Annotated in this window: 1 protein-coding gene; it reads right to left on the reverse strand. The window is 68.8% G+C overall.

Translation table 11 applies throughout. The features are described 5' to 3' along the window. On the reverse strand, nucleotides 1–369 hold a 369-nt coding region (locus AC1DBD_RS17975; protein WP_476982750.1), incomplete at both ends, for a DJ-1/PfpI family protein.

The following is a 369-nucleotide window of genomic DNA, read 5'->3' on the forward strand; positions in this document are numbered from 1 at the left end:
ACCCTGGACCAGCGGCGTGCCGTCCTCAAGCGTGACGCCGAGCAGCGCGGCCGGCCCGTGGCAAACGGCGGCGACGATCTTGCCGCCGTTCCAGGCGCGCAGCACCGCACGCTTGACGTCGGGGTCGTTTGCGATATCCACCATGGGGCCAAGGCCGCCGGGGAAGAAGATCGCGTCGTAGTCCAGGACATCGACTTCCGAGAGCTTGCGGCTATGCGCCATGCGCCGGATCGCCTGGCTCTTGCTGAACGCGAGCTGCGCGGGATCGGTCTCGTCGTAGCCGTCGAACGGTGGGTTGCCACCGAGGGGCGACGCGTACTCCACGGCAATGCCGGCGGCGTCGAGCACTTCGAAGGGGTGGGCCACCTC

The sequence above is a fragment of the Arthrobacter sp. 10T419 genome (assembly GCF_056394105.1).